We start from the raw sequence: 22,809 nt of genomic DNA, 5'->3' as shown, positions 1-22,809 counted from the left end.
ATTTCATTACGCAAGATTTTCGAAGTATGCCTCCAACGCCTCCAGCTGTTCGCTGGCATCCTCTATGGCGTTGAATGTGCGCCGAAACTGGTCATCCGGAGCGTGTTCCTGGAGATACCAGGATACGTGTTTACGCGCGATTCGGTACCCTTTAGCCTGACCATAAAAGTCGTGCAGTTCCCGAATATGTGCGCATAGCAAGTGCTTAACCTCTGCCAGAGGCAGCGGGGCAAGCAGCTCCCCAGTGTCCAGATAATGCTGGATTTCCCGAAAGATCCAGGGTCTTCCCTGAGCCGCACGTCCTATCATCAGAGCATCAGCCCCTGTATAGTCGAGCACAGCTCTGGCTTTAAGCGGGTCAGTAATGTCGCCATTCGCGATAATCGGAATGGAAACTTTCTGCTTAACTGCCCGAATGCTGTCGTATTCAGCTTCGCCGTTGAACAAACAGGCGCGTGTGCGTCCATGTATGGTCAGGGCCTGAATGCCACAGTCTTCGGCCAGTTGGGCAATCTCTACACAGTTACGGTGATCCGGCGACCAACCCGTGCGAATCTTTAACGTAACAGGAACGTCCACTGCGCTGACAACCGCCGTCAGGATTGACTTCACCTGGTCGGGGTATTGCAGAAGGGCTGAACCTGCAAGCTTGCGATTCACTTTTTTGGCCGGGCAACCCATATTGATATCAATAATCTGGGCGCCACTCTCCACGTTGATACGCGCGGCATCTGCCATCTCTTCAGGCACGCTCCCGGCGATTTGCACGGTGCGGATACCTGGTTCGTCAATATGCACCATCCGAAGACGGGATTTATCGCTTTCCCAAACCTGCGGGTTAGACGACATCATCTCTGAAACGGTTAGTCCTGCTCCCATCTCATAGCACAGCGTCCTGAATGGTCGGTCGGTAATACCTGCCATAGGTGCTGCGATCAGGCGATTTCTGAGCTGGTGGTTTCCGATGCGCATGAGTTAAGAAATGACCATACTGTGACTGCAAGGCGGCGTATCTTACGCATTTTTTGCACGAGATGAAAGGCCAAACTTTGAACAATCCCCTGTTACAGATCATGGAATCAGGGACAAAGCACAACAGCCAAAATTATATGCGATATAAATCATTCACTTAAATGTGAGTGGCGATTTTATGGCCGCTTACAATTTCCTAAAACTTCTCGTTTTTTCTTAATTAATGAAACCTAAAGCCGAATAATCTGCTGTTTTTAACAGCAGATTTCCCCGGTTCTTTGCGATCTGCGTCTCATTTTAGAACATGATCTTCGTCTATGGGTTGCCTGGTCTTTAACCATAGGAGCGGTTTAAAAAACAGGCAAACGAATAACGCTCTATTTTTTACGACCGGTTATGCGGCACCACTCTTCTTTCTCCACCACCGGATCGAGAGTGAACAGATCGGCGTACGCCTCGCATACGCTCTCAGCCTGGCTGGCGAGAATACCGGAAAGGCCCAACAGACCGCCCTCAACGGGCAGCACGCTGATTAACGGCGCCAGTTCACGTAACGGACCGGCCAGAATGTTTGCGACCACCACGTCGGCTTTCATGGCCTGTGGCTGGTCATTCGGTAGATAAAGTTCAAGACGATCGGAGACGCCGTTGCGTTCGGCGTTATCGCGGCTGGCCTGAATCGCCTGCGGATCGATGTCGATCCCGATGGCTTTTGCCGCGCCCAGCTTCAGGGCGGCAATGGCGAGGATCCCGGAGCCGCAGCCAAAGTCGATCACCGTCTTACCGTCCAGATCCAGACCATCCAGCCACTGCAGGCACAGAGAGGTCGTCGGGTGCGTGCCAGTGCCAAACGCGAGGCCCGGATCGAGCATGACGTTGACCGCATTTTCATCCGGCACGTCGCGCCAGCTTGGGCAGATCCACAGACGCTTGCCGAACTGCATCGGGTGGAAGTTATCCATCCACTCGCGTTCCCAGTCTTTATCTTCCAGCTGCTCGATTTTGTGCGCAAAGCCTGCGCCCAGCAGCGGATGATTTTCCAGAATCATGACCACGTCGGCCATATCGGTTTCAGCATCAAACAGCCCGATGACGTCGGTATCGCCCCACAGGCGCGTTTCACCCGGCAGCGGTTCAAACACCGGCGTGTCATGCGTGTCCTGGAAGGTGATTGAGACCGCACCAGCCTCCATCAGCGCATCGCTCATCTCTTCGGCGTTAGCGCCGGTCGTATTCAGTTTCAGTTGGATCCACGGCATGGCAAAACTCTTTATTTATCAGTAGAAATGACGGCGGTCTGCGGAGCGGGTTGACCGAAACGGTTCCCCACCACAAACGCCAGCAAACTTAGCAGTAACGAAGGCACAATCGGATGGAAGCCCAGGTACTGGATCTTAAAGGAGGCGAGCACGGCATACAGCACGCCACCGACGATCATCGCGCTCAGCGCACCGGCAGCATTGGCGCGCTCCCAGTAGAGGCCAAGCACCAGCGGCCAGAGAAACACGGCTTCCAGGCCGCCAAACGCAAGCAGGTTCAGCCAGATGATCATCTCTGGCGGTCTCCACGCGGCCAGCAGCAGCAACGCGCCCAGAACCAGGGTGATTGCAGCGGACATCCGCTTCAGGCGGCGCTCGTTGTTCATCTGCTCCGGGTGCATGTTCAGGTAGAGATCTTTAATGATCGTAGCGGAACTTTGCAGCAGTTGAGCATTAATTGTCGACATGATCGCCGCCATTGGCGCGGCAAGGAAGATCCCGGCAGCAAAAGGGGGCAGCACTTTTACCATCAGGGTCGGAATGACCAGATCCGGCACGGTCAGGTCCGGGATCACCGCCCGGCCCAGAGCGCCGGCAAGGTGCATACCGAACATCAGGATCGCCACCACGATGGTGCCAATGATAATCCCGCGATGCACCGCTTTACTGTCTTTATAGGAGATGCAGCGCACGGCGGTATGCGGTAAGCCAATCACTCCGAAGCAGACCAGCACCCAGAAGGAGGTCATAAAGGTCGGGGACAGAATGTCGTCCGCGCCCTGCGGTGAAACCAGTTTCGGGTCGATAGTCTGCAGGGTTTCCACCGCGTGGGTTAACCCGCCCGCCGCATGGACCACGCCCACCAGCAGCACGATGGTGCCAATCAGCATTACCATGCCCTGCATGGTGTCGTTGAGCACGCTGGCGCGGAAGCCGCCAAAGGCAGTGTACAGCGCGATACTGATACCAAAAATCAGCAGGCCCGTTTCATAGGGAATACCGGCTGCGGTTTCAAGCAGGCGCGCGCCGCCGATGAACTGTACGGTCATGGCGCCCACGAAGGCCACCAGCAGGCTCAGGCTGGCAAGCCAGACCAGCAGGCGGCTCTGATAGCGGGCAAACAGCATGTCGTTGAGGGTCAAGGCATTGTAGCGACGCGCCAGGATAGCGAATTTTTTCCCCAGAATGCCGAGCGAAAGCCAGATGGCGGGCAGCTGGATCATCGCCAGCAGCACCCAGCCCAGGCCATATTTATAGGCCGCACCCGGGCCGCCAATAAAGGAACTCGCGCTGATATAGGTGGCGGTCAGGGTCATCGCCAGCACAATGCCGCCCATTGAGCGGCTGCCGAGGAAATACTCGTTCAGGAAGGTGCCGGTGGTACGTTTGCGCATGGCGTAAACGGACAGGCCAAAAACAATGAACAGATACGCGACGAGCGGCAGGATCACTTCAAGCTGCATTATCGTCATCCTCCAGCGGAATATCGCGATAGATGAATTTCACCATCGCCCAGCAGAGCACAATAAACACCAGCGGGATGAGCAGGCAGGCCATCTCAAACCAGTGAGGGAGACCGGTGATACCAATTGCAGAACCAGGTAGGTAAGCGCCCACTAACCATGCAGCGAGATAAAGAAGGGTTAACCACAGCGCCCATCGCGCTTCTTTATGGGCCTGAACAAAACGTTTGTCCATTTTTTGTCCCTTGTGGAAAAAGAAAGCGGGGATTGTACCTTATGGGGCTTCGCAACCCCCAGAAATAAAAAAGGCCGGATTAACCGGCCTTTTGCTGCTTATCTGTGCTTATTTTTCATTAAGACCGAGTTTCTTCTCCAGATAGTGGATGTTGGTGCCACCATGCTGGAAGTTCTCGTCAGTCATAATACGCATCTGCAGATCGACGTTGGTTTTGATGCCGTCGATGATCAGCTCCTGCAGGGCGTTCTTCATGCGGGCAATCGCCACGTCACGGGATTCGCCGTAGCAGATCAGCTTGCCGATCATTGAGTCATAGTACGGCGGTACGGTGTAACCGGCGTAGATATGAGACTCCCAGCGCACACCAAAACCACCCGGCGCGTGGAAACGCGTGATTTTACCCGGGCTTGGCAGGAAGGTGTTCGGGTCTTCGGCGTTGATACGGCATTCCACCGCATGGCCTTTGACGATCACTTCTTCCTGTTTGATGGACAGTGGCTGACCCGCAGCGATACGCAGCTGCTCTTTGATCAGGTCAACGCCGGTGATCATTTCGGTAACCGGGTGTTCAACCTGAATACGGGTGTTCATCTCGATGAAGTAGAACTCGCCGTTTTCGAACAGGAACTCGAAAGTACCTGCACCGCGATAGCCGATATCCACACAGGCTTTAGAGCAGCGCTCGCCGATGTAGCGACGCAGTTCCGGGGTGATGCCCGGTGCTGGTGCCTCTTCGACCACTTTCTGGTGACGACGCTGCATGGAGCAGTCGCGTTCTGCCAGATAGATAGCGTTACCCTGACCGTCTGCCAGCACCTGAATTTCGATGTGGCGTGGGTTTTCGAGGTATTTTTCCATATAAACCATGTCATTGCTGAAAGCTGCTTTTGCTTCCGCTTTGGTCATGGAGATGGACTGGGCCAGTTCAGCGTCGCTGCGCACAACGCGCATACCACGACCGCCGCCGCCGCCGGACGCTTTGATGATAACCGGGTAGCCAATGCGTTTTGCATGGGCACGGTTAGCATCCATATCGTCGCCCAGTGGGCCGTCGGAGCCTGGTACGGTAGGAACGCCTGCTTTCTTCATGGCGGTGATCGCAGACACTTTGTCGCCCATCAGGCGGATGGTGTCAGCTTTCGGACCGATGAAGATAAAGCCGGAACGCTCTACCTGTTCAGCAAAGTTGGCGTTCTCAGAGAGGAAGCCGTAACCCGGGTGAATAGCCACCGCGCCGGTGATTTCAGCGGCGCTGATGATTGCCGGGATATTCAGATAGCTTTTTACGGACGGAGCCGGGCCAATACAGACCGTCTCATCCGCCAGTAATACGTGTTTCAGATCGCGGTCCGCGCTTGAGTGCACAGCGACGGTCTTGATGCCCAGTTCTTTACAGGCACGAAGGATTCGCAGGGCAATCTCGCCGCGGTTGGCGATAACAATTTTATCCAGCATGTTCGCCTCGTTACTCGATGACGACCAGCGGCTCGTCAAATTCAACCGGCTGACCACTTTCGACCAGAATCGCTTTCACAGTACCTGACTTGTCAGCTTCGATCTGGTTCATCATTTTCATGGCTTCAACGATGCACAGGGTATCGCCCGCGTTAACTTTCTGGCCCACTTCGATGAACGCTTTAGCGTCCGGGCTCGGGGTGCGGTAGAAAGTACCAACCATTGGGGAACGTACGATGTGGCCACTGATTTCTGCTGCTGCTGGCGCTTCCATTGCTGGAGTAGCCGCTGGCGCGACAGCGTTAGACAGAGCTGGTTGCTGCATCATTGGTGCAGCGTAAGCTTGTTGCATAACCGGGAAGCTTGCGTTTGGCGCTGCACGGCTGATGCGTACAGACTCTTCGCCTTCAGAAATTTCCAGTTCGGAGATGCCTGATTCTTCAACCAGCTCGATCAGTTTTTTAATCTTACGAATATCCATGAGTGGGTTCCGTACTCTTTGTTTAGTGTGATTGTGACAGGCGTTTTACCGCTGTCTGTAAAGCGAATGAATAACCGTCAGCCCCCAGTCCACAGATAACGCCAGCGGCGATATCCGACAGGTAGGAGTGGTGGCGGAACGGCTCCCGCGCATGCACGTTGCTGAGGTGGATCTCAATAAACGGGATGCTCACTGCCAGCAGCGCGTCGCGAATAGCAACACTGGTGTGCGTAAACGCGGCCGGATTGATCAGGATATAGTCCGTGGTGTCTTTAGCCTGATGAATTCGGTCGATGAGTGCGTACTCCGCGTTCGACTGAAAATGGTCAAGTTCCACATTAAGCGCCGCTGCTTCGCTATCCAAACGGTTAACAATCTCGGTTAACGTCAGCGTGCCGTACTTCTCGGGTTCACGGGTGCCGAGCATATTCAGGTTCGGCCCGTTCAAAACTAAGATGTGAAACTTGTCAGCCATTGTGCCGCTATCTCCTGCGAATCTACGGTAAAAAACAAAATATACCTTCGATGCGCGATTGTCACCCTCTCAGGCTACGAAAAACCCGTCGGGGAAACCAAAGTGGCACATTATAACGATTTCGTAGCATTTGGCAGCTAAATACTGGTCTTATCAGGGAAGATTATCAACAGCATTCGGATAAATGCCCGGGAAGGGTAAACGATCTGCGGGAATACGCACAGTTTCGTTCATTATCGCCACCACTGGCGAAACTTCTTATATCGCCACGCCAGAAGCCCCACAGCCAGCAGCGCATAGACGATCGGCTGCGGCGAGAGGATTTTCACTGACCAAAGGTAGTGGATGGGCGCGAGGATCGCGACAAGATAGACAAAATTATGCAGAAGTTGCCAGCGCCTTCCCAGTTTTCGCTGGGCGTACTGCGTGGATGTGAGGGTTAATGCCAGCAAAATCACCCAGCTAACAATCCCGAGCGTCAGGTAAGGACGGGTCACCAGTTCGCTCCCCAGCAGGGCCAGATTATTAATGCCCAGCTCCAGTAACGCATAGCTGGTGAGATGTAACGTCGCCCAGGCGAAGCACCACAGGCCTAACAGACGGCGGGTGCGGATCAGCAGCGGCTGTTTTGCGTAGCGCGCCAGGGGCGACACCAGCAGGGTCGCCAGTAAAAACTTCAGCGCGGTCCTGCCGGTAAAGTGCTGGATATCTTTGGCCGGGTCGGCGCTGAAGCCGCCGTGGCTGACGGCCCAGAATAGCCATATAAAAGGAAGCAACCCTGCAAGATGCAGGGCCACTTTCAGCCAGGTAGTCTGTTTTGCCGTCAGACGCACTTAGAAAAACTCCTTTAAGTCGAGGCCGCGATAGAGTGATGCGACCTGATCGGCATAGCCGTTAAACAGCAGCGTGGGCTGGCGCTTCACGTCCAGCGCACCGCCTGAGCCGATAAAGCGCTCCGTGGCCTGCGACCAGCGCGGATGATCGACATGCGGGTTCACGTTGGCGTAAAAACCGTACTCGTTCGGTGCGGCCAGGTTCCAGGTAGTCGGCGGGCGCTCGCGGGTCAGCTTGATGCTGACGATAGATTTAATCCCCTTGAAGCCATACTTCCAGGGTACGGTCAGGCGGATGGGCGCGCCGTTTTGCGGCGGGAGCGCTTTACCATACACGCCGACGGTGAGCAGCGTGAGGGGATGCATCGCCTCATCAATACGTAACCCTTCTACATACGGGTAATCGAGCCCGCCGCCGATAAACCGATCTTTCTGGCCGGGCATATCTTCCGGGGCGTAAAGGGTCTGGAAGGCGACATACTTCGCATCGCTGGTGGGCTCCACCAGGGCCAGCAGTTTATGCAGCGGAAAACCGATCCACGGCACCACCATCGACCAGGCCTCGACGCAGCGCATGCGGTAGATGCGCTCCTCCAGCGGGAAGCGCTTAGTGAGATCGTCGTAATCCAGGGTCAGCGGTTTTGCCACTTCGCCGTCGATTTTCAGCGTCCAGGGGTTGGTTTTCAGGCTTCCGGCATTGGCGGCAGGATCGGCTTTATCCAGGCCAAACTCATAGAAGTTGTTGTAGCCCGTCACTTTTTCTTCCGGGGTTTTCGCCAGCTGGCTTTGCCACTGCGCGGGCTGGGTAAAGGTGAGGGGCTTTCCTGGGGGCGCTTTCGGACGATCGTTGCCCTTAAACCAGTCCAGCAGATCGGCCTGGGCGAGGGGTGAGAGCGTCAGCGCACCGGCGCCTATCCCCAGCATCTTGAGGATCTGGCGGCGCTTGAGCATAAAAACGGATTCCGCAGTGATATCGGCTTCCGTCAGGGGTTTCACTTTCATGGCTTCCTCCGTCATGCATTTTTCTAAGCATGACGGAGGAGCAGGGTTAAAGCGAATATGTCACGAAAATTTGAAGATTAGGCGAGCTTCACCAGGGTACGGCCCTGGATCTGGTTGCTGATGATTTTCGCGGCATACTCCGGTGCCTGTTCAAGGCTAATCTGCGTGGCACTTTGCGCGTAGAAGGAGGCAGGCAGATCGCGAACCAGTCGCTCCCAGGCCTGTGTCCGGCGCTCAGCGGGGGTCATCACGGAATCGACTCCCTGCAAACGGACGTTGCGAAGAATAAACGGCATCACCGTGGTCGGCAGGGCAAAACCGCCCGCCAGACCGCATGCCGCCACGCAGCCGCCGTAGTTCATCTGCGCCAGCACTTTCGCCAGCACTTTGTCGCCCACGGTATCAACGGCCCCGGCCCAGATCTGTTTTTCCAGCGGACGGGTCTCGGCGAACTCATCCCGGCCCAGAATGCGGCTGGCACCAAGGCTTCGCAGATAGTCGTGGGTGCTTTCGCGGCCGGATACCGCCGCGACCTGGTAACCCAGCTTATGCAGCAGGGCAACCGCCGTGCTGCCGACGCCGCCGCTGGCGCCCGTCACCACCACTTCACCAGATTCAGGGCGTACGCCGGCCTCTTCCAGCGCCATCACGCACAGCATGGCGGTAAAACCGGCGGTGCCGATGATCATCGCTTTGCGGCCATCGAGCCCGTCTGGCATTGGCACCAGCCAGTCGCCATTGACGCGCGCCTGTGCCGCCAGTCCGCCCCAGTGATTCTCGCCCACGCCCCAGCCGGTCAGCAGCACCTGCTGGCCCACATGAAAACGCGGATCTTCGCTGGCGTGTACACGCCCGGCAAAATCGATACCTGGAACCATTGGGAAATTGCGGATGATTTTGCCTGTGCCCGTTATGGCGAGGGCGTCTTTGTAATTAAGGCTGGACCAGTCGATGTCAACGGTCACGGCACCTTCAGGCAGACGGCTCTCCTCAATAGATTGCACTGATGCAAGAGTTTTGCCTTCCTGCTGTTCTAAGATCAAAGCCTGCATACGAATTCCTTACCTGGGATGATGATTGGAAAAAAATTTTTGAAGACTATACTCGCTCAATGACATGCGATGCCGATTTAACGCAATAAATTGCCAGATACACCTGATTTGGTAGTATGCCGATGCCGTATTGCAAGTTAGTACTCACTTGCTATCCTCACCAACTCACGGAGTAATCTCAAGGATGCGATTATCGACGAAGTTCTCCGCTTTTATCTCCCTGCTTACCGGGATGACCATTTTTGTCATCTTTATTGGCTGCTCGCTCAGTTTCTATAATGCGATCCAGGGGAAGCTGGCGAACCGCGTCCATTCCGTGGCGTCGGTGATTGATGCCCGCCTTGTCAGCACCCCCTTTCCAGAACTTACCCGCGAGCTGGATGAACTCATGGCCCCGGTGGATATCACGCGGGTGGAGATTAAGCAGGGCGATCACATCCTTCTAAGCCATACCGGGCAAACCTATTACCGGCAGGCGGGTTCTCCTCTCCAGACGCTCGAGCTCACCGTCCCCTCCCTGAAAAATCCCGGTCTGACGATAAGCCTGGTCTATCAGGACCCAATGACCAGTTATTTTCGTTCCATGATGACCACCGCGCCGCTCACTCTGGCGGTATTCTTCGTGGTGGTGCTGATCTTCCTGGCGGTGCGCTGGCTACGGCGTCAGCTCTCCGGGCAGGAGTTGCTGGAGTCGCGTTCAGCGCGGATCCTCAACGGGGAACGCGGCGCGCAGGTGCGCGGCTCGGTCTATGAATGGCCATCGCGCACCAGCAGCGCGCTGGACGTCCTGCTCTCTGAAATCCAGTTTGCCAGCGACCAGCGTAGCCGCATCGACACGCTGATCCGCTCCTATGCCGCCCAGGACAACAAAACCGGCCTTAATAATCGCCTGTTCTTTGATAACCAGCTGGGGACTTTGCTGGAAGATCAGGAGAACGTGGGTACCCACGGGGTGGTGATGATTGTCCGTCTGCCGGACTTCGATCTGCTGAAAGATAACTGGGGGCGGGCGGTAGCAGAGGAGCACCTGTTTACGCTCATCAATATGCTCTCCACCTTTATTATGCGCTATCCCGGCGCACTGCTGGCACGCTATCACCGCAGTGATTACGCCGTGTTACTGCCGCACCGCACCCTGAAAGAGTCCGAAAGTATCGCCAGCCTGCTGTTGAAATCAGTGGATGCGCTGCCGCCGAGCAAAATGCTCGATCGCGAAGACATGGTGCATATTGGCATTTGCGCCTGGCGCGGGGGACAGTCCACCGAGCAGGTGATGGAGCATGCCGAAGCCGCCACCCGCAATGCGGTGTTGCAGGGGGCGAACGGCTGGGCGGTTTATGATGACTCCCTGCCTGAAAAAGGGCGCGGCAACGTGCGCTGGCGAACCTTAATTGAGCAGATGCTTACCCGCGGTGGCCCGCGGATTTATCAAAAACCGGCGGTGCTGACCAGCGGCCAGGTTCATCACCGGGAATTGCTGTGCCGGATCTTCGACGGCAACGAAGAGGTGGTGTCGGCGGAGTATCTCCCGATGGTGCTGCAGTTTGGCCTGTCCGAAGAGTACGATCGCCAGCAAATATCGCGATTGATGCCATTCTTATCCTTCTGGCCCGAAGAGCACCTGGCATTGCAGGTCACGGTTGAGTCCCTGATCCGCCCGCGATTCCAGCGCTGGCTGCGGGATGTGTTGATGCAATGTGAAAAATCGCAGCGCAAGCGGATTATTTTTGAACTTGCAGAGGCGGATGTTTGTCAACACATCAGTCGGTTACAGCCGGTCGTTCGGTTGATTAATGCGTTGGGCGCGCGCGTGGCGGTTACGCAGGCGGGTTTAACGCTGGTCAGCACCAGCTGGATCAAGGCGCTGGAGGTGGAGTTACTGAAGCTGCATCCGGGGCTGGTAAGGAATATCGAAAAACGCACGGAAAACCAGCTGCTGGTGCAGAGCCTGGTGGAAGCGTGCAAAGGAACGCAAACACGTGTATTTGCTACAGGTGTGCGGTCGCGAACGGAATGGCAGACGTTGACAGAGCGCGGTGTGACAGGGGGTCAGGGGGATTTTTTTGCGGCCTCTCAGCCTCTTGACAGCAATGTGAAAAAATATTCGCAAAGATACTCTGTTTAACCTGCCGTTTGGTAAGTTTTCACGTAGAATATCGCGCCTGTAGCGTGATGTATGACGAGCAAAATGACAGTGAACGACCTTTAACGGGTTACAAATGAACGTGAGGAAGGCTGTTTTTTCTCAGCCCTGAGGGAGTCAGGCGACGATTTGTAACAAAGGAAACGTGCTGCACAAATTTTCACCGTAGCAGGCGATTTTTGCGCCTTGTCGCTGCTGCGTGTGGTTGGTAAAGTAAGCGGATTTTGTTTTCCGCCCCAGCTTTCAGGATTATCCCTTAGTATGTTGAAAAAATTTCGTGGCATGTTTTCCAATGACCTGTCCATTGACCTGGGTACCGCGAATACCCTCATTTATGTAAAAGGACAAGGCATCGTACTGAATGAGCCTTCAGTTGTGGCCATTCGTCAGGATCGTGCTGGTTCACCGAAAAGCGTAGCGGCTGTAGGCCATGACGCTAAGCAGATGCTTGGCCGTACGCCGGGTAATATCGCTGCCATTCGTCCGATGAAAGACGGCGTTATCGCTGACTTCTTCGTGACTGAGAAAATGCTTCAGCACTTTATCAAGCAAGTGCACAGCAACAGCTTTATGCGTCCGAGCCCACGTGTTCTGGTGTGTGTGCCGGTTGGCGCTACCCAGGTTGAACGTCGTGCTATTCGTGAATCCGCTCAGGGCGCTGGTGCGCGTGAAGTCTTCCTGATCGAAGAGCCAATGGCTGCAGCAATCGGTGCCGGTCTGCCGGTCTCCGAAGCAACCGGTTCCATGGTCGTCGATATCGGTGGCGGTACCACTGAAGTGGCCGTTATTTCCCTGAACGGTGTGGTTTACTCCTCTTCCGTACGTATCGGCGGCGACCGCTTCGACGAAGCGATCATCAATTACGTTCGCCGTAACTACGGCTCTCTGATCGGTGAAGCCACCGCAGAGCGTATCAAGCACGAGATCGGTTCTGCTTACCCGGGTGACGAAGTTCGCGAGATCGAAGTTCGCGGCCGTAACCTGGCAGAAGGCGTTCCGCGTGGCTTTACCCTGAATTCCAACGAGATCCTCGAAGCGCTGCAGGAGCCGTTAACCGGTATCGTCAGCGCCGTCATGGTTGCCCTCGAGCAGTGCCCGCCGGAACTGGCTTCCGATATCTCCGAGCGCGGTATGGTTCTGACCGGTGGTGGTGCGCTGCTGCGTAACCTCGACCGCCTGTTGATGGAAGAGACAGGTATTCCTGTCGTAGTTGCTGAAGATCCACTGACTTGCGTAGCCCGTGGCGGCGGCAAGGCGCTGGAAATGATCGACATGCACGGCGGCGACTTGTTCAGCGAAGAGTAGTCAGGTGTGAAAGGGTAGCGGATGGCTACCCTTTCTCTCTGACGCGAGAGTACGCATAGCCTATGAAGCCAATTTTTAGCCGTGGCCCGTCGCTACAGTTTCGCCTCATCCTTGGGGTGCTGGTAGCGCTTGGTGTCATTATTGCCGATAGCCGCCTCGGTACGTTCAGCCAGATCAGAACGTACATGGATACCGCCGTCAGTCCTTTCTACTTTGTATCAAATGGTCCCCGTGAATTACTCGACAGCGTCTCGCAAACCCTGTCCTCACGCGATCAACTCGAACTTGAAAACCGCGCGTTACGCCAGGAACTGCTGCTGAAAAACAGCGAACTGCTGATGCTTGGCCAGTACAAGCAGGAGAACGCCCGTCTGCGCGAACTCTTAGGCTCCCCGCTGCGTCAGGATGAGCAGAAGATGGTGACCCAGGTGATCTCCACCGTTAACGATCCCTACAGCGATCAGGTGGTCATCGACAAGGGCAGCGTCAATGGCGTATACGAAGGCCAGCCTGTTATCAGCGATAAAGGCGTCGTCGGTCAGGTGGTGGCCGTTGCCAAGCTCACCAGCCGCGTATTGCTGATTTGCGATGCGACCCATGCGCTGCCGATTCAGGTGCTGCGTAACGACATCCGCGTGATTGCCGCCGGTAACGGCTGTACGGACGATCTGCAGCTGGAACATCTGCCGGCGAATACCGATATTCGCGTGGGCGATGTGCTGGTGACGTCTGGTCTGGGCGGTCGTTTCCCGGAAGGGTATCCGGTTGGGGTGGTCTCCTCCGTGAAGCTGGACACCCAGCGCGCCTACACCGTGATTCAGGCACGTCCAACGGCGGGTCTGCAGCGCCTGCGCTATCTGCTGCTGTTGTGGGGTGCCGATCGTAACGGCAGCAACCCAATGACGCCGGAAGATGTGCATCGCGTGGCGAATGAACGCCTGATGCAGATGATGCCGCAGGTTCTGCCTGCGCCAAACTCGATGGGGCCGCCAGCGCCAGTTCCTGCGCCGGCAACAGGGCTGACCCAGCCACCGCCTGATGCGCCGCCGCCACCGCAACTCTCCCCGGGAGGGCAATAGTGGCAAGCTACCGTAGCCAGGGACGCTGGGTTATCTGGCTCTCGTTTTTGATCGCGCTGTTGCTGCAAGTCATGCCCTGGCCGGATGACATTCTCGTTTTCCGGCCAAACTGGGTGCTGCTGATTTTGCTCTACTGGATCCTCGCCCTGCCGCACCGCGTAAATGTGGGCACAGGTTTTGTGATGGGTGCCATACTGGATCTGATCAGTGGCTCGACGCTTGGCGTACGCGCGCTGTCCATGAGTATCATCGCATACCTGGTCGCACTGAAATTCCAGCTCTTTCGTAATCTGGCGCTCTGGCAACAGGCGCTGGTGGTGATGTTGTTATCTATGGCCGCGGATATCATTGTTTTCTGGGCAGAGTTTTTAGTGATCAACGTCTCTTTCCGTCCGGAAGTGTTCTGGAGTAGTGTAGTAAACGGTGTGCTCTGGCCATGGTTATTCCTGCTGATGCGTAAGGTCCGCCAGCAATTTGCCGTGCAATAAAAGGTTTCTATGACGTCTTTGTATCTCGCTTCCGGCTCCCCACGCCGTCAGGAACTCCTGACACAGTTAGGGGTATCTTTTGAACGCATCGTTACCGGCATTGAAGAGAAACGTGCCGAGGGCGAAAGTGCTCAGCAGTATGTTTCCCGCCTGGCGCGGGAGAAAGCCCAGGCAGGCGTGGCGCAGGTGCCGCGTGATTTACCGGTGCTGGGCGCAGATACCATCGTGATCCTTAACGGTGAAGTCCTCGAGAAACCGCACGACAGCGAGCATGCGTTCAGGATGCTGCGCAAATTGTCCGGGCAAACGCATCAGGTGATGACCGCCGTCGCGCTGGCAGACAGTCAGCATGTGCTCGACTGCCTGGTTGTCACTGAGGTCACGTTCAGAGTACTCACTGATGAGGATATCGCCGGTTATATCGCCAGCGGTGAACCTATGGATAAAGCAGGTGCATACGGTATTCAAGGGTTGGGTGGCTGTTTTGTCAGGAAGATCAATGGCAGCTATCACGCCGTAGTCGGCTTACCGCTGGTGGAAACGTATGAGTTGCTGAGCAATTTTAACTCACTGCGTGAGGGAAGGGATAATTATGACGGCTGAATTGTTGGTAAACGTAACGCCCTCGGAAACCCGTGTGGCCTACATTGATGGCGGCATTCTTCAGGAAATCCATATTGAGCGTGAAGCGCGACGCGGAATAGTAGGCAATATCTACAAAGGTCGTGTCAGTCGTGTACTACCGGGTATGCAGGCGGCATTTGTAGATATTGGACTCGATAAAGCGGCCTTCCTGCACGCCTCGGATATCATGCCGCACACCGAGTGCGTGGCAGGAGAAGAGCAAAAGCAGTTCACCGTTCGTGATATCTCCGAGCTGGTGCGTCAGGGCCAGGATCTGATGGTGCAGGTGGTGAAAGATCCGCTGGGTACCAAAGGCGCGCGTCTGACCACCGACATCACCTTACCCTCCCGTTATCTGGTCTTTATGCCTGGCGCCTCTCACGTGGGCGTTTCTCAGCGTATCGAGAGCGAAAGCGAGCGCGAGCGGCTGAAAAAGGTGGTGGGCGCTTACTGCGACGAGCAGGGCGGCTTTATTATTCGCACCGCCGCAGAGGGGATCAGCGAAGAAGATCTGGCCTCGGATGCCGCCTACCTGAAACGCGTCTGGACCAAAGTGATGGAGCGTAAAAAACGCAACCAGACGCGCTATCAGCTGTACGGCGAGCTGGCGCTGGCCCAGCGTGTGCTGCGCGACTTCGCCGATGCCCAACTGGACCGTATCCGCGTCGACTCCCGTCTGACCTATGACGCGTTGCTCGAGTTTACCGCCGAGTACATTCCTGAAATGCCGGGCCTGCTGGAGCACTACACCGGACGCCAGCCGATTTTCGATCTGTATGACGTCGAGAACGAAATCCAGCGCGCGCTGGAGCGTAAGGTCGAACTCAAATCCGGCGGCTATCTGATTATCGACCAGACCGAAGCGATGACCACCGTGGATATCAATACCGGGGCGTTTGTCGGGCATCGCAATCTGGACGACACCATTTTTAACACCAATATTGAAGCGACGCAGGCCATTGCGCGTCAGCTTCGTCTGCGCAATCTGGGTGGCATCATCATCATCGACTTTATCGATATGAGTAACGAAGACCACCGCCGCCGCGTGCTGCATTCCCTGGAGCAGGCGCTGAGTAAAGATCGCGTCAAAACCAGCATCAACGGCTTCTCCCAGCTTGGGCTGGTGGAAATGACCCGCAAGCGCACCCGCGAAAGCGTGGAGCATGTACTGTGCAACGAGTGCCCGACCTGCCATGGCCGCGGCACGGTGAAGACGGTTGAAACGGTCTGCTATGAGATCATGCGTGAGATCGTCCGCGTTCATCACGCCTACGACTCCGACCGTTTCCTGGTCTATGCTTCTCCTTCGGTGGCGGAAGCCCTGAAAGGGGAAGAGTCACACGCCCTTGCGGAAGTGGAAATCTTTGTCGGCAAACAGGTGAAAGTACAAATCGAGCCGCTCTATAACCCGGAGCAGTTTGACGTGGTGATGATGTAACACGCAGCGTGCTGCGAGAAAACGGCTGACAAGGAGAGAGGCGTGAGGCGACTGCCGGGGATTTTACTGCTTACAGGGGCAACGCTGATAGTGATTGTCGCGTTGCTCGTAAGCGGGCTGCGTCTCGCATTGCCGCATCTGGACAACTGGCGCCCGCAGCTGCTGGCGAAGATAGAGTCCGCAACCGGCTTACCCATTACGGCAGGCCAGCTTGACGCGAGCTGGCAGAATTTTGGCCCGACGCTGGAAGTGCGCGACATTGACGCGCAGCTGAAAGACGGCGGCCACCTTAAAATCAGTCGTTTGACCCTGGCGCTGGACGTGTGGCAAAGCCTGCTGCACCTGCGCTGGCAGTTTCGCGATCTCACCTTCTATCAGCTGCAGTTTCTGACCAATTCCCCGTTGCGCAGCAACGAACAGGGTGAGGGCTTCGAAGCAAGCCGTGTCAGCGATCTTTTTCTGCGCCAGTTCGATCATTTCGATCTGCGTGACAGCAAAATTAGCTTTATTACCCTCTCAGGGCAGCGCGCCGAGCTGGCGATCCCCCAGTTAACCTGGCTTAACGGCAAAGAGCGCCATCGTGCAGAGGGACAGGTCAGCCTCTCCAGCCTGAACGGTCAGCACGGCGTGATGCAGGTGCGCATGGATCTGCGTGACGATAATGGTCTGCTGAATAACGGCAAAGTGTGGATGCAGGCCGATGACGTGGACGTCAAACCCTGGCTGGGGGACTGGCTGCAGCAGAATATGCAGCTCGAAACCGCACAGTTCAGCATTGAAGGCTGGATGACACTCACTAACGGTCAGATCGCCAGCGGGGATCTCTGGCTGAAGCAGGGCGGCGCCACCTGGCCGGGCAAAACGCGTCAGCATGAGCTCTCTGTTGATAACCTCACCGCCCACGTAACCCGCGAGAAAGAGGGCTGGCAGTTCGCCATTCCAGATACCCGTATTACCCTGGACGACAAAGCATGGCCGCGCGGAGCGCTGTCGCTGGCCTGGATCCCTGAGCAGGACGTGGGCGGGGCCGACAGCAAACGCAGCGATGAGCTGCGTATTCGCGCCAGCAATCTGGAGCTGTCCGGCCTCGACGGGCTGCGGACCATTGCGGCGAAACTCTCTCCGGCGCTGGGCGACGTCTGGCAGGCCACCCAGCCGGTGGGAGCAATCAATGCTCTGGCGCTGGATATTCCGCTGCAGGCCACGGAAAAGACCCGCTTCAACATCGCCTGGACCGATCTCGCCTGGAAGCAGTGGGAGATGCTGCCGGGTGCCGAGCACTTCAGCGGCACGCTGGAAGGCAGCATGGAAGATGGCCGTCTGGTGGCCCACATTAACGATGCAAAAATGCCGTATGAAACCGTCTTCCGCGCGCCGCTGGAGATCGAAAAAGGCACGGCGACCCTTCACTGGCTTAAAAACGAGAAAGGCTTCCAGCTCGACGGGCGCGACATCGACGTGAAGGCCAAAGCGGTGCACGCCCGGGGGGATTTCCGCTATCTGCAGCCGGCGGGCGATGAACCCTGGCTGGGGATCCTGGCGGGCATCAGCACCGACGACGGTTCTCAGGCCTGGCGCTATTTTCCTGAAAATCTGATGGGCAAAGCGCTGGTGGATTACCTGAGCGGCGCCATTCAGGGCGGGCAGGCGGACAGCGCGACCCTGGCCTATGGCGGCAATCCCCATCTGTTCCCCTATAAGCACAACGAAGGTCAGTTCCAGGTGCTGGTGCCGTTACGCAACGCCACCTATGCCTTCCAGCCCGACTGGCCGGCGCTGAAAAACCTTGATATTGAGCTCAACTTCATCAACGACGGCTTGTGGATGAAAACCGACGGTGTGGCGCTGGGCGGCGTGAAGGCCAGCAATCTGACCGCGGTGATCCCCGACTATTCAAAAGAAAAACTGCTGATCGACGCCGATATCAACGGGCCCGGAAAAGCCGTCGGGCCGTACTTCGAAGAGACGCCGCTGGATGATTCGCTGGGCGCCACCCTTCAGCAGCTCCAGTTAGATGGCGATGTGAATGCTCGCTTACATCTGGATATCCCGTTTGACGGCACCATGACCACCGCCAAAGGTGACGTCAGGCTGAAAAACAACAGCCTGTTCATCAAGCCGCTGGACAGCACGCTGAAAAATCTGACCGGCCAGTTCAGCTTCGTGAATGGCGATCTGAAAAGCGGGCCGCTGACCGCAAACTGGTTCAGCCAGCCGGTGAATATCGATTTCTCTACCACCGAAGGCGAGAAAGCCTACCAGGTGGCGGTCAATATGGATGCCAGCTGGCAGCCTGCGCGAATGGATGTGCTGCCAAAAGTGGTCAGCCAGTCCCTTGAAGGTCGCGTGCCCTGGAACGGCAAAGTGGCGATCGATCTGCCTTACCGTGGCAGCGCGCATTACAAGGTGGATATCAGCAGCGACCTGAAGAGCGTCAGCAGCGATCTGCCTTCACCGCTGAATAAGAGCGCGGGCGAGCCGCTGCCGGTGAAGCTGAACGTCGACGGGGATCTCAACAGCTTTACCCTCACCGGCAATGCCGGTGGGGATAATCACTTTAACAGCCGCTGGCTGCTGAACCGCAAGCTGACGCTGGATAAGGCTATCTGGACCACCGACAGCCGCACCCTGCCGCCGCTGCCGGAGCAGGCGGGCGTGGAGCTGAATCTCCCGCCGCTGGACGGGGCAGAATGGCTGGCGCTTTTCCAGAGCGGAGTCGGGCAAAATGTCGATGATGCGGCGCAGTTCCCGCAGCACATCACGGTACGCACGCCAGCCCTGACGCTGGGTGGCCAGCAGTGGAACAACCTGAGCATTGTCTCGCAGCCTACCATCAACGGTTCCAAGGTCGAGGCCCAGGGGCGGGAGATCAACGCCAGCCTGCTGATGCGTGATACCGCGCCGTGGCAGGCAGATATCCGCTATCTCTATTACAACCCGGCCACCGTCACGGGCGGAAAGGGCAATAACGTTTCACCGTTAGCCAGCACTACGCGGATGAATTTTAGCGGCTGGCCTGACTTACAGCTGCGCTGTGCCGAGTGCTGGCTGTGGGGCCAGAAGTATGGCCGTATTAATGGCGATTTCACCATCAAGGGCGATACCCTGACCCTGGCGGGCGGATTGATTGATACCGGCTTCGGACGCCTGACCGCTAACGGCGAGTGGGTGAACGGCGCCCGCGAGCAGCGCACCTCCCTGAAGGGGCAAATCAAGGGTAACAAGCTGGATGCCGCCGCAAACTATTTTGGCATTGCCACTCCGGTTCGCGGCTCATCATTTGACGTCGATTACGATCTGCACTGGCGCGACATGCCCTGGAAGCCTGACGAAGCATCGCTGAACGGCATTCTGAAAGCGCGGCTGGGTAAAGGTGAAATTGCCGATCTCAGCACCGGCCATGCCGGGCAGCTGCTGCGTTTACTCAGTTTCGACGCCCTGCTGCGCAAGCTGCGCTTTGACTTCAGCGATACCTTTAATGAAGGCTTCTACTTCGATTCTATTCGCAGCACCGCGTGGATCAAGGACGGGGTTCTGCACACCGACGATACGCTGGTTGACGGGCTGGAAGCGGATATCGCCATGAAAGGCTCCGTCAATCTGGTGCGGCGTGAACTGGATATGGAAGCCGTGGTGGCACCGGAAATTTCCGCGACCGTGGGCGTGGCGGCGGCCTTTGCCGTTAACCCGATTGTCGGCGCGGCGGTATTTGCCGCCAGTAAAGTGCTGGGGCCGCTGTGGAGCAAAGTCTCCATTCTGCGCTATCACATCACCGGCCCGGTGGATAAACCACAGATTAATGAAGTGCTGCGTCAGCCACGCAAAGATGCACAGCAATGATTTGACGCGGGCAATTAATTGCCTCACTCTCAATAGATAAGATCTTAGATACGTCCTGTGGACGGCAACGAACGAGTAGCAAAACGATGAGTCTGAACCTGGTAAGTGAACATCTGCTGGCAGCGAACGGCCTGAGCCATCAGGACCTGTTTTCCATTCTTGGTCAACTGACCGAACGCCGTCTCGACTACGGCGATCTCTACTTTCAGTCGAGCTATCACGAATCCTGGGTTTTAGAAGACAGCATCATTAAAGATGGCTCTTACAACATCGACCAGGGCGTCGGCGTGCGTGCCATCAGCGGTGAGAAAACCGGTTTTGCCTATGCGGACCAGATCAGCCTGACTGCCCTGGAGCAAAGCGCCCAGGCGGCCCGCACCATCGTGCGCGATCACGGCGATGGCCGGGTGAAAACCCTGGGCGAAGTGCAGCACTCCGCGCTCTATACCAGCGTCGATCCGCTGCAAAGCATGAGCCGTGAAGAGAAGCTGGATATCCTGCGTCGGGTGGACAAAGTGGCCCGCGCGGAAGACAAGCGCGTGCAGGAAGTCTCTGCCAGCCTGAGCGGCGTGTACGAGCTGATCCTGGTGGCGGCGACGGACGGCACTCTGGCCGCCGACGTGCGTCCGCTGGTGCGTCTCTCCGTCAGCGTGCTGGTGGAAGAGGACGGCAAACGCGAGCGCGGCTCCAGCGGCGGCGGCGGACGTTTCGGTTACGAATGGTTCCTGAACCCGGTGGACGGTGAAGTCCGTGCCGACGCCTGGGCGAAAGAGGCAGTGCGTATGGCGCTGGTGAACCTTTCTGCCGTCGCGGCACCTGCGGGTACGCTGCCGGTGGTGCTGGGCGCGGGCTGGCCTGGCGTGCTGCTGCATGAAGCGGTCGGCCACGGTCTGGAAGGTGACTTCAACCGTCGCGGAACCTCCGTATTCAGCGGTCAGGTTGGGGAGCTGGTCGCTTCTGAGCTCTGCACCGTGGTGGATGACGGGACGATGATCGATCGTCGTGGCTCGATCTCCATCGATGATGAAGGCACCCCGGGTCAGTACAATGTGCTAATCGAAAACGGCATCCTGAAAGGCTACATGCAGGACAAAATGAATGCGCGCCTGATGGGCGTTGCGCCAACCGGTAATGGCCGTCGCGAATCCTACGCGCACCTGCCGATGCCGCGTATGACCAACACCTATATGCTGGCGGGCAAATCCACGCCGCAGGAAATTATCGAATCCGTTGAGTACGGGATCTACGCCCCGAACTTCGGCGGCGGCCAGGTGGATATCACCTCCGGTAAATTTGTCTTCTCGACTTCAGAAGCCTATCTGATCGAGAAGGGCAAAGTGACCAAAGCGGTGAAAGGTGCCACCCTGATTGGCTCCGGTATTGAAGCGATGCAGCAGATCTCGATGGTCGGTAACGACCTGAAGCTGGACAACGGCGTCGGTGTCTGCGGTAAAGAGGGGCAGAGCCTGCCGGTGGGTGTCGGCCAGCCAACCCTGAAGGTGGATAACCTGACCGTCGGCGGTACCGCGTAAATTTATCACCCTCACCCTAACCCTCTCCCTTAAAGGGAGAGGGGATTGTTAGGCGTCACTCCTTCCGTCCCCGCATCTCCTGAAACAGCGCCGCCACCTTCACAAAATAGTCCGTCAGATAGTTAATGCACACCTGCACCTTCAGCGGCAGTTTGTCCTTTTCGGTGTAGACCGCATACACCGGACGCGGATCCGACTGATAGCGCGGGAAGAGGATCTCCAGCTCACCGCTGTTGATCTCGTTGATCACCCACATCAACGGCACATAGGCGATCCCGGCCCCGGCCACCAGCCAGCGGGAGATGGTCATCGGATCGTTGGTCACAAAGCGCCCCTGCGGCAGCAGTTTGGTCGAGAGCCCTTCCGGCGCGACCAGTTCAAACTCGTTATCCGGGCGCACGCTGTACTCCAGCCAGGCGTGATTGCTGAGATCCGCCGGTTTCTCCGGGCTTCCCGCTCTGGCGAGGTACTTTTTCGCCGCGCATACCACCATCGGCATACTGCCCAGACGACGCGAAAAGAGGCTGGAGTCCTGCAGGGCTCCCACGCGGATCACCACGTCCAGCCCGTCGGCAATCAGATCCGGGGCGGGAATGCCGGTGACCAGATTCACCGTCAGCCCCGGATACTCCTGCAACATATCGGCGGTCATTTCGGCCAGGACATTTTGTGCCATAGTTGAAGAGCAGCCGATGCGCAGCGTGCCGATAGGGGTGTTGTTGAAGGCATAGAGTTGCTCATGCACCGACTGGGCTTCATACAACATTCGCCGACAGCCCTGGTAATAAATTTTGCCGGCTTCCGTCAGGCCGAGGCTGCGGGTGCTGCGGTTGAGCAGCTTCACCTGGAGGTCATCTTCCAGTTTGGCAACGGTCTGGCTTATCGACGATACGCTCATCTGTAGTTGCCTCGCCGCGGCGGTAAAGGAGCCCAGCTCAACGACTTTGGCAAAAACTGACATCCGTTTTAGACGTTCCATTATTCACTCTGAGTTAAAAGTGATTTAGATCACATATGATAGATAACAGCATAACAGTTACGTTAATATATTATTAATACATTATAGCTACGCCACTCTCGCCCGGCTTTTCTGGCCACTTCTGCGGTGCCGTACGCTGAATAATTCTTTC

At 56.7% G+C, this 22,809-nt stretch carries 19 protein-coding genes; 8 read left to right on the top strand and 11 right to left on the bottom strand.

What is annotated here, in order from left to right:
• Positions 1-6 precede the first annotated feature (6 nt).
• The 10 genes from dusB to FHN83_RS09255 all read right to left on the bottom strand — a co-directional run bounded on the left by dusB (position 7) and on the right by FHN83_RS09255 (position 9,230).
• Positions 7-972 carry a tRNA dihydrouridine synthase DusB gene (gene dusB, locus FHN83_RS09300; RefSeq protein WP_039030651.1) on the bottom strand — a complete coding sequence of 322 codons (966 nt, stop codon included), beginning with the start codon at positions 970-972 and terminating at the stop codon, positions 7-9.
• Positions 973-1,349: 377 nt separating this feature from the next.
• Positions 1,350-2,231 (bottom strand): 50S ribosomal protein L11 methyltransferase, encoded by an 882-nt coding sequence (prmA, locus tag FHN83_RS09295; RefSeq protein ID WP_039030650.1) that lies wholly within the window; start codon positions 2,229-2,231, stop codon positions 1,350-1,352.
• Positions 2,232-2,242: 11 nt separating this feature from the next.
• Positions 2,243-3,694 carry a sodium/pantothenate symporter gene (gene panF / locus FHN83_RS09290; RefSeq protein ID WP_138370329.1) on the bottom strand — a complete coding sequence of 484 codons (1,452 nt, stop codon included), beginning with the start codon at positions 3,692-3,694 and terminating at the stop codon, positions 2,243-2,245.
• A complete protein-coding gene (locus FHN83_RS09285; RefSeq protein ID WP_039030648.1) occupies positions 3,684-3,929 on the bottom strand; it encodes a YhdT family protein in 246 nt (81 codons plus the stop codon). The genes panF and FHN83_RS09285 overlap by 11 nt, the downstream gene beginning before the upstream one ends.
• Before the next feature lie 108 nt (positions 3,930-4,037).
• Complete coding sequence (gene accC, locus FHN83_RS09280) at positions 4,038-5,387, bottom strand: acetyl-CoA carboxylase biotin carboxylase subunit (protein WP_039030647.1); 1,350 nt, start codon at positions 5,385-5,387, stop codon at positions 4,038-4,040.
• Positions 5,388-5,397: 10 nt separating this feature from the next.
• Positions 5,398-5,868 carry an acetyl-CoA carboxylase biotin carboxyl carrier protein gene (accB, locus tag FHN83_RS09275; RefSeq protein ID WP_039030646.1) on the bottom strand — a complete coding sequence of 157 codons (471 nt, stop codon included), beginning with the start codon at positions 5,866-5,868 and terminating at the stop codon, positions 5,398-5,400.
• 22 nt (positions 5,869-5,890) lie between these two features.
• Complete coding sequence (aroQ, locus tag FHN83_RS09270) at positions 5,891-6,343, bottom strand: type II 3-dehydroquinate dehydratase (protein WP_139563721.1); 453 nt, start codon at positions 6,341-6,343, stop codon at positions 5,891-5,893.
• 233 nt (positions 6,344-6,576) lie between these two features.
• Entirely contained in the window at positions 6,577-7,176 is a 600-nt protein-coding gene (msrQ, locus tag FHN83_RS09265) for a protein-methionine-sulfoxide reductase heme-binding subunit MsrQ (protein ID WP_139563720.1), read from the bottom strand.
• Entirely contained in the window at positions 7,177-8,178 is a 1,002-nt protein-coding gene (gene msrP / locus FHN83_RS09260; RefSeq protein WP_138370327.1) for a protein-methionine-sulfoxide reductase catalytic subunit MsrP, read from the bottom strand. It lies immediately after the preceding gene.
• A 77-nt stretch (positions 8,179-8,255) separates the two neighbouring features.
• A complete protein-coding gene (locus FHN83_RS09255) occupies positions 8,256-9,230 on the bottom strand; it encodes an MDR family oxidoreductase (RefSeq protein WP_139563719.1) in 975 nt (324 codons plus the stop codon).
• 184 nt (positions 9,231-9,414) lie between these two features.
• Between FHN83_RS09255 and csrD the strand changes: the two genes are divergently transcribed.
• From csrD to tldD, 8 genes are all read left to right on the top strand, one after another.
• Positions 9,415-11,355, top strand: coding sequence for an RNase E specificity factor CsrD (gene csrD, locus FHN83_RS09250; RefSeq protein WP_139563718.1), 1,941 nt, complete (start codon positions 9,415-9,417; stop codon positions 11,353-11,355).
• Positions 11,356-11,634: 279 nt separating this feature from the next.
• Entirely contained in the window at positions 11,635-12,678 is a 1,044-nt protein-coding gene (mreB, locus tag FHN83_RS09245; protein ID WP_000913396.1) for a rod shape-determining protein MreB, read from the top strand.
• 62 nt (positions 12,679-12,740) lie between these two features.
• A complete protein-coding gene (gene mreC / locus FHN83_RS09240) occupies positions 12,741-13,757 on the top strand; it encodes a rod shape-determining protein MreC (protein ID WP_039030640.1) in 1,017 nt (338 codons plus the stop codon).
• On the top strand, positions 13,757-14,245 hold the full coding sequence (mreD, locus tag FHN83_RS09235) for a rod shape-determining protein MreD (protein WP_032614566.1): 489 nt from the start codon (positions 13,757-13,759) through the stop codon (positions 14,243-14,245). Before mreC ends, mreD begins: the two co-directional genes overlap by 1 nt.
• A gap of 9 nt (positions 14,246-14,254) precedes the next feature.
• Positions 14,255-14,848 (top strand): Maf family protein, encoded by a 594-nt coding sequence (locus FHN83_RS09230; RefSeq protein ID WP_039030639.1) that lies wholly within the window; start codon positions 14,255-14,257, stop codon positions 14,846-14,848.
• The gene (gene rng, locus FHN83_RS09225) at positions 14,838-16,307 is read left to right on the top strand and encodes a ribonuclease G (protein WP_039030638.1); all 1,470 of its coding nucleotides are present in this window, start codon (positions 14,838-14,840) and stop codon (positions 16,305-16,307) included. Before FHN83_RS09230 ends, rng begins: the two co-directional genes overlap by 11 nt.
• A gap of 42 nt (positions 16,308-16,349) precedes the next feature.
• Positions 16,350-20,147 carry an AsmA2 domain-containing protein YhdP gene (gene yhdP / locus FHN83_RS09220; protein ID WP_139563717.1) on the top strand — a complete coding sequence of 1,266 codons (3,798 nt, stop codon included), beginning with the start codon at positions 16,350-16,352 and terminating at the stop codon, positions 20,145-20,147.
• An 86-nt stretch (positions 20,148-20,233) separates the two neighbouring features.
• Positions 20,234-21,679, top strand: a complete 1,446-nt coding sequence (gene tldD, locus FHN83_RS09215; RefSeq protein WP_139563716.1) for a metalloprotease TldD — start codon at positions 20,234-20,236, stop codon at positions 21,677-21,679.
• Between the two features lie 55 nt (positions 21,680-21,734).
• Here the strand turns inward: tldD and aaeR are convergent, their stop codons facing one another.
• Positions 21,735-22,658, bottom strand: coding sequence for an HTH-type transcriptional activator AaeR (gene aaeR, locus FHN83_RS09210; RefSeq protein WP_039030635.1), 924 nt, complete (start codon positions 22,656-22,658; stop codon positions 21,735-21,737).
• Positions 22,659-22,809: the final 151 nt, after the last annotated feature.

It is taken from the genome of Leclercia adecarboxylata (genome assembly GCF_006171285.1).
Lineage (GTDB): Bacteria > Pseudomonadota > Gammaproteobacteria > Enterobacterales > Enterobacteriaceae > Enterobacter > Enterobacter barmai.
The sequence above is the reverse complement of the archived record's forward strand: the minus strand, read 5'-3'. Positions and strand labels throughout refer to the sequence as shown.